Annotated in this window: 11 protein-coding genes and 1 other RNA gene; 8 read left to right on the top strand and 4 right to left on the bottom strand. The window is 39.0% G+C overall.

The genetic code is table 11. The annotated features are described in order from the left end of the window. The first annotated feature begins 119 nt into the window (after positions 1–119). A complete protein-coding gene (locus QL229_RS02040) occupies positions 120–983 on the top strand; it encodes a DUF3014 domain-containing protein (protein ID WP_138558140.1) in 864 nt (287 codons plus the stop codon). 138 nt (positions 984–1,121) lie between these two features. Then, positions 1,122–1,218, top strand: an RNA gene (gene ffs / locus QL229_RS02035) — signal recognition particle sRNA small type. A gap of 220 nt (positions 1,219–1,438) precedes the next feature. On the opposite strand, the gene QL229_RS02030 is transcribed toward ffs, so the two are convergent. The 3 genes from QL229_RS02030 to QL229_RS02020 form a co-directional block, all read right to left on the bottom strand. Beyond that, on the bottom strand, positions 1,439–2,815 hold the full coding sequence (locus QL229_RS02030; RefSeq protein WP_138556999.1) for an alpha-amylase family glycosyl hydrolase: 1,377 nt from the start codon (positions 2,813–2,815) through the stop codon (positions 1,439–1,441). A gap of 244 nt (positions 2,816–3,059) precedes the next feature. After that, positions 3,060–3,260 carry a hypothetical protein gene (locus tag QL229_RS02025; RefSeq protein WP_135924033.1) on the bottom strand — a complete coding sequence of 67 codons (201 nt, stop codon included), beginning with the start codon at positions 3,258–3,260 and terminating at the stop codon, positions 3,060–3,062. A 229-nt stretch (positions 3,261–3,489) separates the two neighbouring features. Next, positions 3,490–5,274 (bottom strand): ATP-binding protein, encoded by a 1,785-nt coding sequence (locus tag QL229_RS02020; RefSeq protein WP_281546444.1) that lies wholly within the window; start codon positions 5,272–5,274, stop codon positions 3,490–3,492. A 280-nt stretch (positions 5,275–5,554) separates the two neighbouring features. On the opposite strand from QL229_RS02020, the gene QL229_RS02015 reads away from it, so the two are divergent. The 6 genes from QL229_RS02015 to QL229_RS01990 all read left to right on the top strand — a co-directional run bounded on the left by QL229_RS02015 (position 5,555) and on the right by QL229_RS01990 (position 12,744). Continuing rightward, positions 5,555–5,854 carry a hypothetical protein gene (locus QL229_RS02015; protein WP_138556997.1) on the top strand — a complete coding sequence of 100 codons (300 nt, stop codon included), beginning with the start codon at positions 5,555–5,557 and terminating at the stop codon, positions 5,852–5,854. A 179-nt stretch (positions 5,855–6,033) separates the two neighbouring features. Then, positions 6,034–6,879, top strand: a complete 846-nt coding sequence (locus tag QL229_RS02010) for an HDOD domain-containing protein (protein WP_138556996.1) — start codon at positions 6,034–6,036, stop codon at positions 6,877–6,879. A gap of 564 nt (positions 6,880–7,443) precedes the next feature. Next, complete coding sequence (locus QL229_RS02005; RefSeq protein ID WP_138556995.1) at positions 7,444–10,062, top strand: TonB-dependent receptor; 2,619 nt, start codon at positions 7,444–7,446, stop codon at positions 10,060–10,062. Between the two features lie 70 nt (positions 10,063–10,132). Then, a complete protein-coding gene (locus tag QL229_RS02000) occupies positions 10,133–11,644 on the top strand; it encodes a family 10 glycosylhydrolase (RefSeq protein ID WP_138556994.1) in 1,512 nt (503 codons plus the stop codon). Positions 11,645–11,708: 64 nt separating this feature from the next. Then, positions 11,709–12,461: a hypothetical protein gene (locus QL229_RS01995; protein WP_281546443.1), complete on the top strand. Its 753-nt coding sequence runs from the start codon at positions 11,709–11,711 to the stop codon at positions 12,459–12,461. Between the two features lie 49 nt (positions 12,462–12,510). Continuing rightward, a complete protein-coding gene (locus tag QL229_RS01990; protein WP_135924040.1) occupies positions 12,511–12,744 on the top strand; it encodes a hypothetical protein in 234 nt (77 codons plus the stop codon). Here QL229_RS01990 and QL229_RS01985 read toward each other — a convergent pair. Next, positions 12,741–13,121, bottom strand: coding sequence for a diacylglycerol kinase (locus tag QL229_RS01985; RefSeq protein ID WP_138556992.1), 381 nt, complete (start codon positions 13,119–13,121; stop codon positions 12,741–12,743). The two genes, QL229_RS01990 and QL229_RS01985, sit on opposite strands and share 4 nt — an antisense overlap.

The raw sequence follows: 13,121 nt of genomic DNA, 5'->3' as shown, positions 1-13,121 counted from the left end.
ACTAGTTGTGCGTCTTTACTTTATTTATCAACTGTAAGTCTTTAAGCTAGAAGAAGCAAAGTTTAGCTCGCGAGTTACGTTAATTTTCGTCTTTTTGTTTGTTTTTAAAGGGAGTGTGTATGTCTGAGCATTCGTCAGAGCCTACAGTTAAATCAGGTTCATCAAATAATAATCTTATTTTTGCGGTTGTTATATTAATTATTATCGCCGGTGTTGCGGCGTTTATTTTATTGAAACCAGAAGAGCAGCCAGTGCAAGTTGTTGAAGACATTGTCACTGAAGAAGTGCCTGTGGTTGAGTATCAAAACCCTGAGCCTGAACCTGAAACCTCAGAGCCAGAACCAGAGCCAGTCGTGGTTGAAACGGCCCCAGAGCGAACCCCAGAGCCACTACCAGAGGTAGAGCCATTGCCTACGCTCAATGAAAGCGATGAAGTGGTTGTAGCACGTATGGATGAGTTATTAAGCGATCAAGTGATGAGCTTAATGGTGACCGATGACCTTATTCGTCGCGGTGTTGTGTATGTTGATAATATCGCCAAAGGTAAAGTGGCATTGAGCCATGCGCCTGTTGAGCGCCCTAAAGAGTCATTTAAAGTGATTGAAGGGGATATTTTAACAATCGATCCAAATAGCTATGAGCGTTACACGCCTTACGTAAAACTATTTACTAGTTTAAGTGCTGCACAAGTTATACGTATGTATGACGAATACAAGCCACTGATTAACGAAGCTTATGCTGAAATTGGCTACGAAGGTGATGCATTCACTGGCACGCTAGAAGAGGCGATTGACGTTCTGCTTGATACTCCAGAACCAAAAGGTGAAATGCCGTTAGTACGTAACTCAGTTACTTATCAATATGCTTATTCTGAGTGGGAAAATTTACCTGATGCGCAAAAACAATTGCTGCGTATGGGTCCAGAGAACATGAAAAAAGTAAAAGCAGCTCTGCGCAACATTAAAGCTGAGCTTGAAAAGTAATTAACGAAAATCACTTATTTACTGTGCGATTGTATACTAAGCATGCAATCGCACTTTCTTTTTCGAATACCCCTTGAATAACAGGCTAAAACTAGAGATAATCCCTCCCGCGCCGAACGAGGCTCTCAATGGTAGTCTTATTGGTCCTCTCGCAACACTAGCAGGTGAATCTGGTCAGGCCCGGAAGGGAGCAGCCACAGCGTGTGACGTGTGTGCCGAGATGTGGCTGGTAAGACTGCCACCCAAAATCTTCTTTGGGTGACTTTCTTTATACTTATCTCTTTTTTAAACACGCTTTCGATACCCGCTTTAATTTTCTATTAAATTACACCGATTTATTAGCTGGTATGAATGATGCCTTCTTTCTTACAATTTACTTTAGAACCTAGAACCTAAAACCTAGAACCTAGAACCTAGAACCTAGAACCTAGAACCTAGAAGCTAGGCTCTTAAAACTATTTCACAAACACTCTAAATCCCCACGCCGGAATTGTGAGTTCTGTTGTTTCAGTAAATTCTATTAGCTGTTTTGAAAAAGCATCAGTGTACTTACCTAAATATAATGGTTCCTCAAAACTGACTGTTTTTGGTTCTTTCGAGAAATTAAATACGGCAAATACTTTATCGTTGCCTTTTGCGCGAACAAAGCTAAGTACTGTTTTTGGTGCAGTGTTTGGTACATGTACCATGCGTCCACCAAATTGGCCATTCCATAGTGCTTCATTATTATGTTTGAGTTCAAACAGTGACTGATACAAGTCACCAATAGGGTGCTTTTGCCATTTTATAGGGTCACGTTCGAAAAATTCGAGTCGTTTATCGTTGCCTGCTTCTTGGCCGTTGTAAATCATCGGGAAGCCTTCGCCAACTACAGACAGCGCAATGACAGATTCAAGCGCCTCACCGTAATGTTCAAACATGGTACCTTCCCAAGCATTGGTGTCATGGTTGGCAACACCTACAAGGCGGTAAGCTTCAGCTGGGAATGCGCTTTCATTCCATGAATAATAAATAAATAGGGCGCTGACATCTGCATGACCATTTACAATTTTGCGCATGTGTTCAGACCATGACCAAGCGTATGTCATGTCAAAGGCTTCGGCATGTAAATCGCGCGATTCCCATTCAGCAAGCATTAAAACAGGCTTTATGTCATCAAGCTCACGGCGTACATTGTTCCAAAAGTCTACGGGTACAAAGCCTGCTACATCACAACGATAGCCATCAATACCGACTTCTTTTACCCAGTATTTCATCGACTCTGTCATGTACTCACGAAGCGCTGGTTTTGAATAATCAAAGTCGATAATGTCAGACCAATCCCACCAAGGCGTCGGTCTAAATTGGCCTTGATAATCTCTATCGTACCAATCGGGGTGTTCATATCTAAGCCAGTTATCCCATGCGCTGTGGTTTGCTACCCAATCTAAAATAACGTACATGCCCATGTCATGTGCTTTATTCACAAAGGCTTTAAGATCATCTAGTGTGCCAAATTCAGGGTTTACTTTTCGGTAGTCTTTTACTGAGTAGGGGCTGCCTAAACTGCCTTTGCGATTTTCTTCACCAATAGGGTGAATTGGCATTAACCAAATAACATCGACACCTAATTTCTTTAAGCGCGGCAGTTGTTGCTGTGCGGCATTAAAAGTGCCTTCTTTAGTAAACTGGCGAGTATTTAGCTGATACATCACTGCATTTTTTGACCATGCCGGATGCGTTATCTTTACATAGGGTTTTGGTTGGTAGGCACTATTTGTTGTTTGAGTACACGCCGAAGCGAGTAAACAAAGTATGAATATAAATAAGCACTTTTTTGTAATATGAGTCATTTTAAGGTCTTGTTGTCTAGTTTTATATGCTGATTGAAAAATCAGCAGGTGTCCTTACTATAGCCTTCGCGTTTAGCTGCAACAATAAAGTGCATACGTATTCACTTTGTGTTTACATAATCGATTAAGTTGATTATTGCTATTCGCTGAGAGTAAGCAACTAATAAAGTACTTAAATGATTAAATAAATGTGTTGAACAAAAGCCACTGCTAACAACCAAATAGTCAGTGGCTTGGCCCGCTTTTAAGCGGATAGTTGAAAAGTTGATTTGCTGGGATCCCAGCTAATGAGTTGGTTGATTTCAAGCTCTTTTAAAACGGTTAGCAATTCGGACTCACTTAAACAACAGCCTTGTTTTAGCTTATCAAGTGAAATCGCTTTGTCACGGCTATGAAACTTAGAGGCCAACATAATACGGTATATTAGTTTAGACTTACGGTTCATAACGCACCCCTCCACATTTTAATTTTGATAGCAGCGGTTGCTACTAATTGGTTTTATAATTAGGTTCAATGTGTACCGATGATTAATGACTATGGGCGATCTTTTTTTGTAAGTCAATCGTTATATAAAGGTTAAATAAGTGTTTTGGAGTGGGCTGTTCATTTGTCATTTTTTGAAAATCTATAGCTTATTGAAATAGCAAAATAAGCTGTGAATTTTGATGAAAACTTTAATCTAAGCCTTCATTTTGGTTAATTTCGAGTACATCATTAATCGTGTTAAACAGCAGGTGTTTTTCAATAGGCTTACCAACGTGACCGTTAAAGCCGCAGTTCATATACTCGATAATATTTTCTTTCATTACATTGGCAGTAAGAGCGATAATAGGAACTGCTTCGTTAACTCTTCGTATATGAGCACACGCTTCAATGCCCCCCATATTTGGCATTTGTATGTCCATAAGTACTAGCCTAGGATTGAGCTTATTAAATAACTCTATAGCTTGTTTACCATCTTGTGCGAAGTGTAGTTCAGCATTGGTTTCTCCTAGCATTGATTTAATAATCATGGTGTTTAAAGGGTTATCCTCTGCTATTAATACCGTCTGATTTGTTAAGTCAGGTACTTTAATGTGAGTAATTGTTTCATCAATATGAGCTTTTTGAGATAGCTTAAGTGGTAAATACACTGTAAAACGGGTGCCCTTACCAAGTTCACTTTTTACATCAATACTACCACCCATGCGGTTTATTAAATTAACTGTAATCGACATGCCAAGACCTGTACCTCCAAAGCGCCTGGTAATGCTGTTATCGGCTTGCTGAAATCGATTGAAAAGATGAGACAGTCCTTCTTTGCTCATGCCAATACCCGTGTCGATAACATCTAATTCTATTCCCTCGCGCTGAGCAGCTTTTTTGACAATAACTTTTACACCTCCTTGTTCAGTGAATTTAACTGCATTAGATACTAGGTTTAACAGTATTTGTCTTATGCGTACCGGATCGCCAACCCATAAATCCTCTATATCATCACTAACTTCAATTTTTAAATAGATAGATTTTTCATTACAGACAGGCAAAAAATCAGAATTAATTGACTCAACGACCCGCGAGAGAGAGAAGTCTATTCGTTCAACTGATAGCTCGTTCGCCTCCATTTTAGAAAAGTCTAAAATATCGTTGATGATGGTAAGTAGTGATCGACAAGAAAACAGCGCCTTAGCAACAACTTCTATATTGTTCGGTTTTTGAATGTTTGGCTGCAAGATTTGTAATAGCCCCATAATACCGTTTAAAGGGGTGCGGATTTCATGACTCATGTTAGCTAAAAACTCTGATTTTATTCGTGTGCCTTCTAAAGCACGCTCGGTGAGTTCAATCTGTTGTTTATAAGAGTTTGAAAGCTTTCTAAAGTAAACAAGCAATATGCTGGCAAGCAAGATTATGGTTAAAATGTGTACGATATAAGCGAGTTGAAAGTTGTTATTGATAGCAAGGCTTTTGTCTTTTAGTATCGTACTTATGTATGTTTCGAATTCTGAAAGAGCCTTTAAGGCCGCAGCATCATCCACTTTAGCCACTAAATCGATTTGCTCACTTGTAGCGCCTTCAGCAATCATTTTTATTGCAATGTTGAGTTTAGCTTCATACTCACTAACTGTTTTTGTAACGTCAGTAAGCGCTGTTTGATCGTATTCTTCTATTGCGCTGAGTTTGGATAGTAAGTCTTTTATTGCGGCAAGTTCATTTTTAATTTTGGGAAGGTAAAGCTCAGTGTTTTTTCTTAGCACCAAGTTTTTAAAATGATGAATAAAACCACCATAACCTAGTTTCTGAATAAGCTTGTCGTGAAGGACATAAACATTTGCTGCTGTTTCAGAATAATCATGCCATTGCGAGTCGACATTTTTATAAGAGAATAAAGAAGTAAAAGTAAGCAATATGACTAATGCAATCAAGATAGATGCATTCATTTTTAACTTTTTTTTAGTTTGCAGCAGCGCTTTTGTCATTAGATTAATGCATCTATCCCATTATTATTTTAAGCATAGCAGCATTTTTTTATGTTCACATAAGAATGGACTAAAGTCAGAATGGCTTTTTATGTGAATAATAAAAAGCCTTAACGAATAACATGAAAATAACCTAAAGCGATTAATAAGCTATTTATAAAAATATTTTAAATCAATAGCACTGTACTTTTTTCGTACTTGTTGTATCTTAAGTTGGTACAGAATTTTAAGGTTTAATTGAGTGTAAGCTAACACTCATTTGTTAAGTGGAGTAAAGGATATGCAAGCGCAAACAGTCAAAGAATCAATGGCAACTATTCAATCAGGTGTTGCAAAAGCAGATGGGAAGCTTTTAGTTACAGAGCAAGACATTGTTTTTGAGCCATTTAACAAAGAGTTAGGCCTAGGTCCATACACATTTTCACGAACGCAAATCAATAACATTGATAAGTGTTCAGGTAAAGGCGCGGGTATTTTACCAATTACAGCTGATGGAATTCGTATTACGTTAAATAACCATGATGTATTTGAGTTTATTTTAGCAAACCCTGATGAGTGGCTAAGCGTACTTTCTCACTAAGTAAATAGCCAATAGGCGGCATATTAATTGACGTATTACTATGCCGTTTTTTTACGCAATGAATACTCTTTCTGCGCAACTAGTTGATCTCAAGCAATACTAAGGTAAACCTCTTAGGCTACTTTACACATCTAAACCATTAAATTGCTCGTTGCTTAATAAAGGAGGCTCTTGAGCAAATGATCAACTTAGATGAACAACGCCTAGTTTCGCTTGAACGCGGTTTTCATATTCCACCTAAACCTGAATTATTGAGCCAAATTGCTGATGAAATGCAAAAGTCGGATGCAAGTTTAGATAAAATAGCCAATTTGATTTCTCGAGACATTAGCCTGTCGGCCTTATTGTTAAAAACTATAAACAGCCCGGTGTTTGGCTTGCAACGCACTATAAGTGATATACGCCAAGCCGCGATGTTTTTGGGGTTAGAGCAGCTTAATCGGTTGGTAACGATGGCCTTACTTAAGCAAAATTTTAAAGGCAATGCCTGCATAAGCCTAGAGCGCTTCTGGGATGAGTCGCTTGAGGTTGCTAATGCTTGTGTGCTGCTCGGTAATAGTTATAAGTCATTAATGCCAGTAGATGAGCTTTATTCTTTAGGGCTTTTTCATAATGTGGGTATTGCCGCAATGGCATTAAAATTTACAGATTATGTCGAGGTACTTAAACAAGCAAATCTAGCTAAAGAGCATGCGATTACAGACCTTGAACAAGCACGTTACCAGTGCGACCACGCGGTGATTGGTTACTTTATCTCTGTTTCTTGGCATTTACCTAAGCCACTTTGTCACGTTATTTTAAACCATCATAACACGCACTTTTTAGCGCAAAATAATGATGAACAACAACGTATGGCCTATGCCATTTTAAAATGTGCAGAAAGTGCTGTGGATTATGCCCGTCACCAACAGTATTCAAGCGAATGGTTTAAAATCAAAGAGGCGTGTTTTACTGAGCTTGGTATTGTTGAGCAAGATTTTGCTGATATGGTCGAAGATTACGTCGACAATGCGATGGCAAGTTAAGGCCATTTAGTTTTATTTCCTCTTTTCTTAACTTCGATGAGTTTGCGAGTGGTGAGTTTTCATCACTCTTTTTTAATTAGGCAGAAACTATTCAATATTAAATTTTCTGGTGTTAGCTGAGTTTTATTTTTCCAAAGAGTGCTTAACATTTCATGTGCTTGTAATAGGCACTAGCAGCGTTTTTTTTATAGACCTTTATTGCCCATTCCCATTGATTCTTAGTTTTGTTCTTGAATAAAAAATTCCCCAAAACAAACACGCGAATGTAATTCTTCAATTCTTAAAAAACACCTATTTTATAAAGCATTAATATAAGTTAATGATTTTAAGTGTTTTTTAATCTCAAGGTTGCTTGCGGTGTGTTTTTTTGTCTCTTTTTTGGAATTTAATATTGTTAATATATAAAATTTAAAGAATAAAATATCTTGATTTTATAAAATATTACTACTATTGTAGCCGCAATGTAACAATAAAGTTGTTACCAATTGTTGTTCAAAAGAGCATTTATGTAGTTTGTAGTCACAAAATCTCTCACTTTTTAAAAAACGATAGGGTTACATTTCCATGAATAAAAAATTCTCCACGCTAACTGTTTGCATCAAAAAAGCATTGCTCCCAACTCTTTTACTTGGAACATGTGCACCAGCCTTTGCAGCTGATCAACAAGATGAAAAAAAGAAAGTTACAAAAGAAGATATTGAGCTGATAGAAGTCCGCGGCTATGCGGCGTCAGTTGAGAAAAGTATTAATATGAAACGCTTTTCAAACAGCGTAGTTGATGCAGTTTCTGCTGAAGATATCGGTAAATTTCCTGATCAAACAGTTGCAGATGCATTGCAACGAATTCCTGGCGTGCAAGTAGAGAAAGACTTAGGTGGTGAAAGCGACCGAGTGAGTATTCGTGGTACAGCACCTCATTTAAATATAACGCTGTTAAATGGCCAAAATGTGGCTTCTGCAACGGCTTCAGCATCAATTACACGCCCGTCGCGTGGTTTTAATTATTCATTATTACCAGCAGAAATGGTCGATACTCTCGAGGTTTATAAGTCTGCTGAAGCTGACATTGATGAGGGGTCAATTGGTGGCACTGTTGTAGTAAAAACACGCAAACCGCTTGATAGTGAAGCTAACTATGCAGCGCTTTCAGTAAAAGCATTCCACTTTGAAAACGCAGATGAAACTAAGCCATACGTGTCTGGTTTATATTCATGGAAAAATGAAGCCCAAGATTTTGGTTTTAATGTTGGCTTCGTGCACAAAGAAACAGCAACGCAGCGTGATAGTAAAGAAGTACGTTTTGGATATCGCAGCACAGATGCTAACCAAGATGGTAATGCAGAATTTTATCCAGGGGCAGTGGGTTACAACCGCTACGCAAGTGATAGCGATTTAGATACCGCAACAGCGACATTCCAATACGCTGCAAATGATAACCTTGATTTTGTTTTCAATAACTTATATTCAAAATCAGAACATGAATCATATGGCACGTATTCAAGCGGTTTTATCCTGCAAAATATTGCTAACATTGAGAACCCCGTTATCGTTGACGGTACGGTTGTCGCCGGTGATTTACCAGCACACAATAACTTGGGTTATTATGGTAATGCGGGCTACCGTGGTGAATTTAAGACTCAAGCTCATGATTTAAAAGTGACTTACAAAGCAGATGATTACACTGTTACAGGTCAGCTAGGTTACAGTAAAGCTGACGGTGAGGTGAGTGATGTTTATTCAGAGTACTATGCCAATACAAATGCGTCATTTACGTTAGAAAATGGTACGCCAGATGTGACTTTATCGGCAGATTTAAGCCCACAAGATTACCGTTTAGATTACAACCATAAAAATGACATACTCAATGACTCTGAGGAGCTTTATGCGCAGTTTGACGTTGAATATTTACTAGACACTGGTTTTTTCACTGCAATTAAAGCGGGTGTAAAGTACCGTGAGCATACAAAAGCTGCCAGTTTGATGAAAGCCAACTATCCAAAAGTGTCAGCAGCAGGTGAGAGCTTTAATTTGGGTATGTTTGCAAGCGATTCTACTAGCGACGGCATTTTATGGCAGTTTGATAATAACCAGTATGCAGATTGGATCTCGTCTACTAGCCCAACATCAGGTCCTTATGAGCACCTTGACTACACCTTCGATCTTGAAGAAACCGTTACAGCTGGCTACGTCAAAGCCGTGTTCGAGCACAATAAGTGGCGCGGTAATATGGGCGTACGCGCGGTTAAAACAGAGCTTGACTCTCGTTCAGTTGAGTACACAGGACGTAGTTTTGCGCCTGAAAATATTCAAGATGTATATAGCTCAAATAGCTACGATGACTTCTTACCAAGCGTAAACATTAATTATGACTTTACGGATGATGTTGTGCTTCGCTTTGCTGCGGCTAAAGTAATGTCTCGCCCTGACTACGATTTTTTATCAGCGCGTAAAAGTGGCTACTGTGCAGCGGCAACAGGCTGTAAAGGTTCACAAGGTAATCCAGACTTAAAACCTTATCGTTCGACTCAATATGATTTATCAGCTGAGTGGTACTTTAATGAGTCATCAATATTGTCATTAGCTTATTTCTACAAAGATATTGATTCGTATATCACCAATACAACGATTGAAAAGCAGTGGACATGGACAGACCCTGATACCGGCGTTGAAGAGGTTCGTGATTTCTTAGTGACTCAGCCTCAAAATGGCCTAGGTGGTGAGAATTCGGGCTTTGAAGTGAACTACACTCAAAAGCTTATGTATGGTTTTGGTATTCAAACCAACTATACATATTCAGATGCTGAACTAGAGCAAACACCGGAGCAAAAAGCCGCAGGTGAAGAAGCTGTGTTGCCAAACAACTCAGAAGATACTTTTAATGCGACGGTTTATTATGAAAACACTGCTTTCAGTGCCCGTGTTTCTTATACATATCGTTCAGAATATTTTTATACTAATTACCTTGGCTTAAACCAGTATAAGGATGGTTTTGGTCAATATGATTTAAATGTTAGCTATAACATTTCTGAAGATTTTAATCTTATTTTCCAAGCTATTAACTTAACAAATGAAGAGCAAAAAGCGACTTCAGGTAATAGCACTGGTATGCCAGATGCTAATCGTCCATTAGCAATTCATGATTATGGTCGTCGCTTCTTGATTGGCGCACAAATGAAGTTCTAATACTCATTTTAGTTTAGTGAAATTAAAGGCACAGCAACATGATTGCTGTGCCTTTTTTATGAGGTTGATCATGTATTTAAAAATTTTATCGCTATTGAGCATGTGCTTGGTTTTAAGTGCGTGTAGTTTATTGTCAAAAAATGAAACAACGTATACTGAAAAACAACTGCTTGGTACGATTTACCAACCACAGGTCGCAAGGGAGTTTCGTGCTGCTTGGGTTGCCACAGTAGCAAACATTAACTGGCCAACTGAGCCTGGGTTAGCTGTTACAGAGCAAAAACGGCAAGCGATTCAAATTCTCGATAAATTACAACAGCATAACTTTAATACTGTGATTTTTCAGGTACGCCCGCAAGCAGATAGCTTCTATCAGAGTAGTCGTGAGCCTTGGTCTTATTATTTAACTGGCGAGCAGGGCAGAGCTCCAGCACCATTTTATGACCCACTACAGTTTTGGATTGAGCAAGCACATAAGCGTGGCCTAAAGATACATGCGTGGTTCAACCCTTATCGAGCCCATCATCCTGATGGTGGTCCTGTGTCTGAACACTCTGTGGTCACACGTATGCCAGACCAAGTGGTAAAACTAAAAAATAGTACTTATTGGTTTTTACCAACCGATCAAGATGTGGTTGCTCACACCTTAAATACATTAACGGAACTTGTTAAAAATTACGATTTAGATGGTATTCACTACGATGACTACTTTTATCCTTACCCTTCTTATAATGAAGGCGAAGATTTCCCTGACGCATTACAATATCAGGCTTATGTAAAAGCGGGCGGCGAGTTAACAGTTGCAGATTGGCGTAGAGAAGCGGTCAATCAATTTGTTCAACGCCTTTATGCTCGTGTTAAAGAAACTAAACCCCATGTGTTAGTTGGCATTAGCCCATTTGGTATCTACAGACCCAATAATCCAGACTCAATTCGTGGCATGGATCAGTACGAGAAGCTCTATGCGGATGCTAAGTTATGGCTAATCGAGGGGTGGCTTGATTACTTAACTCCACAATTGTACTGGCCAATAAACCAGTACGCGCAAAGTTATCCACTGTTGGTAAATTGGTGGCAAACACAAAACACCAAACAACGTCATTTATGGCCGGGTATTAACGCACTTCGGTCGTTTGATACAGCGGGTGTCGATGAAGTGGTTAATCAGATCATGATTAACCGAGGATTTTTAGCATCGCCAGGGACTGTTTTTTGGAATGTTGCGGCGCTTGACGGTAGTCGATTAATGAGTGATGCATTAGCAAAAGGCGTGTTTCAGCACCAAGCATTAATACCGCAAACCCCTTGGATAGACATGCCAGCGGTTGAGCCATTTAAAGTTTCATATGAACGTTCAGCAAATTACATTGAGCTATCTTGGCAGCATGCAAATGAACCACAAGTAACGCAGAGCTTGGTGTATTTTAAATACGGTGACGATTGGCATTATCAGCTTTATGCAAACAATAAACATACGCTCAAAGTTGCTACAGAAAAAGAGCAACAAGCATTAACAACAATTAAAGTAATAGCCGTTGACAGATTAGGTAATCAAAGTGATGCAGTTCAATTAGAATTTTAGTTGAGGCTGTACTGCGTGTCCCCTAATTTGTTACGCTTTAAAAAACTAAAAAATGGATACTAAAGTGAAAGCAGTTTTGTTAAGTGCAATCGTACTGATTGGTAGCTCTTATTCATCATGGGCTACTGCCGCAACAAAGCATATCAAAATAGTAAAACCTGTGGTTGCAGCGTTTAAAGCAGGGGATAAAGCGGCGATTGCAGAACGAGTCCACTATCCATTGCAGCGTAAAGCCCCTCTTAAAGACATTGAGAATAAGCAAATGCTTATCGATAAATTTGAGCAGGTATTTGATCAGCAATTTGTTGAGTCGATAGCTAACTCAAATATTCGTCATGATTGGGAGATGATGGGTTGGCGCGGTATTATGTTTGATTCAGGCAAACTTTGGTTAGACTTTGATGGCTCCATTTGGGCTGTGCCTTATGAATCAGAGGCAGAAAAAACATTACGCGAAGCGCTTATTGAAGAGCAAAAACAAGCTTTACACGAAACCCTTCGCGAATTTACTCAGCCGATACTAACTTGGAAGACAAAAAAGCATTTAATTCGTATTGATGAGTTGGCAGAAAATCAATACCGCTATGCGGCTTGGGATATTGAACAATCAATGCTGGATGAGCCAAGATTGGTGTTAACAGGGGGCACGTTAAGCTTTGATGGTAGTGGCGGTAACCATTTTTATACCTTCATGAATAACGGCTATCGCTATGTGTGTCATGTTATCGTGCTAGGTACTGAACAATCTCCGACAGGGCAATTAGAAGTATTTAAAAATAATGTACAGATTTTGTCTGAGTCTGCTTTGAGTTTTTAGGTGTTTTTACTTACTTTGAACTACACTTACTTTTTTAAAGGAGTAAGTTATGAGTACAAAATTTTGGATTTTAAGAGCCACTAGAGTTTTCACGCTGGTGGCTATTTTATTGTTTATGGTAGAAATCCTTAAAGGTCACGACACACAAAGTGCATTGAGTTTTGCGTTACTTTGGTCATTTATTGCAACGGCAATTTTTATCGCAACCCGTTTATATCACTCATCAAAAGGGCGACATTGTGCACTTTGTAATGACACCCCGGATGATAAAAAAGCCAGTTAACTTAGGTTGTAAACAAATACACCGCCCCATACTAGCGCACAAATTGTAAGAGCAATAAGTACGGCTGCTGACCCCAAGTCTTTAGCTAGGCCTGATAACGGATGAATTTCAAGGCCTATGCGGTCTATTGCTGCTTCAATTGCCGTATTGACCACTTCAGCAAACATCACAAATAGCACAGATACAAGCAGCATGATTTTCTCATACAGGGTAATTTGCCAGACAAAAACCACGGCTATGGCAAGGGCCAATAGTATCAGCTCTTGTTTAAAAGCAGATTCATGCTTTGCTAACCACGTGAATGCACGTTGGGAATTTTTAAATGCAAGGCGAATACGTTTAATGCCTATGGGTTTGTTAGTGCTATCAAATTGCAT

This window comes from Pseudoalteromonas sp. PAR1, assembly GCF_947311895.1.
Lineage (GTDB): Bacteria > Pseudomonadota > Gammaproteobacteria > Enterobacterales > Alteromonadaceae > Pseudoalteromonas > Pseudoalteromonas lipolytica_C.
Note: the sequence above shows the minus strand (reverse complement) of the source record. Positions and strands in the feature narration are given on the sequence as shown.